Below are 2,652 nucleotides of genomic sequence, written 5' to 3' on the forward strand. Positions count from 1 at the left end.
TAAGAGTTGGATTGATCGTCTTTTGGTATCTGAAAGTTAGTTTTTTCCCAGACACATTTAATTTGTAATTTTCTATTCTAAGATCAAGTATTATAATATTCCCAGAATGAAATCTTATTAACGGGAGAAATTTAATTTGTACATATATTATCAAATTGGAATATTTGTCGGTTTAGTGTTTGTGGCGCTTGCTATCAATATTTTTCGTCAAGCGCATAAAAGTGGCTATCCATCGAATTTAGTCAACTGCATATTTTCAATCACTATTTCAACAGCTGGAATATGCATCATCGTTGCTAGCTTAGCCGCAATTCAACCACACAATTGGTATACTAGTAGCCTACTTTGGAAAATGTTAATTGCCGGATAGTAAAAATGGCCCAATACCAATCAAGGTATTGAGTCATTTTTTGGTTTATTCCACTTTGCCTACATAGATTCTCAAAATCTTACGATTCAAAAATCGATCTTTTTGCTCGATTTTTTTCATTTTCTCTGCTAGTCCTGGTTTAATTTGATCTAGATCACTTTTATCAAGCGGCTTTTTACTTCTAAATGATGACTCTGCCACTCATTATTGTCTTCACTATTTTCACTCCAAGCAAGTTCAATTCTTTCTTGAGTATTATCTGCAAAATACAAAGTGACATCGATGATATCATCATGATCACACAGACGCTTGCCTACCGGCTCATCAAAATTAGTAAAAAACTGATTTGCCAATTTATAATCTAATCAAAAAATTATCATCAATTTTATGCCTTTCACTATTATATTTTAACCAATTCCAATTACAGTACTACAATATAGTTGAAAAGTCAGATAACAGCCAAGTTACTCACAACTTCGACTAATAGAAAGGAAGATTTCATGAGATATCTATCAAGAAATCAAGCAGAACAATGGCTGAATCAACATACGCTTTGTGGTAAAAAGAGAAAGATGTTTACCAACAAATTTATGAAGAGATTAAGCAAATCATATCGCTTAGTTCCCGATAAAAATACTTTATTTGGTAAGAAGTATAGTTTATTGGAATTAAAAGAATATGCACACGATGTAAATCCTCGTTCATTTGCTTAATATCAAAAATATAAAACAAAAACTACTGATAATTTTCGTTAAAAACGTTGATCTATCAGTAGTTTTTATTTTTTATGCGCGCATATAAACTTTCACAATTAGGTACAGGCTCTTACCATCCCAATGAAAGGTCTTAGTTTTACCGAATAATAAATTTCCTTCATCCATCAAACGGCTCAAGATTAGATTGTTGTTTCTTGGCAAATAACCCAGCTTCAATCCACCTGTAGTATATACGCTAATCGCATGTTCATCATATTGGTTATTGGGCTCACGCATCAAAACTAATGGATCATCTTCATGGAGTTTTGGCACCACGTGATCTGCTAAATCAAGATATTGACTACCAGCCAATTCACAGCCATACAGAAAAACATCCCGTGCATTGCTAGAATTGCTGTATTGCAGACGTTTGAGCTCATCTACTTGCGTTTGCAATTTTTCTACTTGATCAAGTAAATCTTCGAAAATATCTTGTGGTGGAATGTGAATAGTTTCATCAGAATCATGAAATTGCATGATCATTAGTCCTTTCTAATTTTCCTTAGTTACGAATCTTGAGTCATTCATCGGATTGTTCTCACTGTACATCCCTGTACATCCCTCTTGGTGATGGTTCAGTTAACAATGACCAAGCAGCCCTGAACATATCAATATTTTTATCGTCATGGTCAAGTTTATCATAGACATAATTAAATTCCATTAATCTACCACCGGTTAAGCTAACATTCAAACCGATTTTATGCCATTGTTGGATGTAATTTTGTACGATTGACTCTTGGACAGCTAAACCACTCATTGTAGCCAAGTGAATCTTAAGTGACTTGCCATTGAGAGTTAACTACGTCAGCAATATCAAACTTGTGACTCTTGATAGCTTGTGAAGCTGAATTAGTTGAAACCACTTGGGCGATAATCTTGTTTAGCTTAGGTGTGCCTCTCCAATAATATTTGTTAGGTACCCAAGTTACTGATTGACCTCTAACCACCTGCTTACCTTATATGGTCCAAAAAAAATTGGATTCTTTCTGATTTTATCGGATGAAATTAACTTCTTGAATGGAATATCTTTTAAATAATGATATAGAGCTGCCGTTTCAAGGAAATAATCGTTGCCTGATTAGAGCATCCCTAGCTTCATTTGAGAGTCGAATCTATTGTAATCGATTACAATAGATGCCACCGTAAATTTTAACGTAATTAAATAGTCTAAAAAGCAAAATTTATTAAAACAATGATTAGAAAGAAGAAGAATTATGAGTAAAGTTTTCGTATTTGGTGGCTCCGGCAAAGATTTAATTAAAGATCTAGTAGCTGGTGTCCGTTAATAATTCTGAGTCTCAATCAAATCCAATTCCAGATGTTGCACAGGTACTTGCAGATGTTCTGAAGTTCCCTGCTACCAAATATAAGGTAATTGAGATGACTGGCGGAGACACTCCAATTGACAAGGCTTTAGAGCAAGTTAAATAAGAGTTTCAACAAGTTTAAAAATATATGTGTAATTGTGTTTCTTAAGTGTTATAAAGTGTGTTATAATCTCGCTACAAGGTGGTGAGATTTTTTATG

4 protein-coding genes and 1 pseudogene are annotated in these 2,652 nt (G+C 33.8%); 2 read left to right on the top strand and 3 right to left on the bottom strand.

Annotated elements, in window-relative coordinates; genetic code table 11:
* Positions 1 to 519 precede the first annotated feature (519 nt).
* On the bottom strand, positions 520 to 723 hold the full coding sequence (locus CP368_RS10450; RefSeq protein WP_143468324.1) for a hypothetical protein: 204 nt from the start codon (positions 721 to 723) through the stop codon (positions 520 to 522).
* Between the two features lie 147 nt (positions 724 to 870).
* Between CP368_RS10450 and CP368_RS09570 the strand changes: the two genes are divergently transcribed.
* Positions 871 to 1,083, top strand: coding sequence for a hypothetical protein (locus tag CP368_RS09570; RefSeq protein ID WP_098036643.1), 213 nt, complete (start codon positions 871 to 873; stop codon positions 1,081 to 1,083).
* A gap of 72 nt (positions 1,084 to 1,155) precedes the next feature.
* Here the strand turns inward: CP368_RS09570 and CP368_RS09575 are convergent, their stop codons facing one another.
* Both CP368_RS09575 and CP368_RS09580 read right to left on the bottom strand, forming a co-directional pair.
* Positions 1,156 to 1,608, bottom strand: a complete 453-nt coding sequence (locus tag CP368_RS09575; RefSeq protein ID WP_233185880.1) for an HIRAN domain-containing protein — start codon at positions 1,606 to 1,608, stop codon at positions 1,156 to 1,158.
* A gap of 12 nt (positions 1,609 to 1,620) precedes the next feature.
* Positions 1,621 to 2,203: pseudogene (locus tag CP368_RS09580) on the bottom strand (ABC transporter substrate-binding protein); the annotation flags it as partial.
* 197 nt (positions 2,204 to 2,400) lie between these two features.
* Here CP368_RS09580 and CP368_RS10525 point away from each other — a divergent pair.
* Complete coding sequence (locus CP368_RS10525; RefSeq protein ID WP_155830881.1) at positions 2,401 to 2,556, top strand: hypothetical protein; 156 nt, start codon at positions 2,401 to 2,403, stop codon at positions 2,554 to 2,556.
* Positions 2,557 to 2,652: the final 96 nt, after the last annotated feature.

This window comes from Lactobacillus sp. UMNPBX17 (assembly GCF_002553735.1).
Classification (GTDB): domain Bacteria; phylum Bacillota; class Bacilli; order Lactobacillales; family Lactobacillaceae; genus Lactobacillus; species Lactobacillus gallinarum.

What these genes read in the sequence shown, in the direction of transcription:
- CP368_RS09570 (WP_098036643.1), top strand. Translation starts at nt 871, where the DNA reads ATGAGATATCTATCAAGAAATCAAGCAGAACAATGGCTGAATCAACAT.
- CP368_RS09575 (WP_233185880.1), bottom strand. Translation starts at nt 1,608, where the DNA reads ATGATCATGCAATTTCATGATTCTGATGAAACTATTCACATTCCACCA.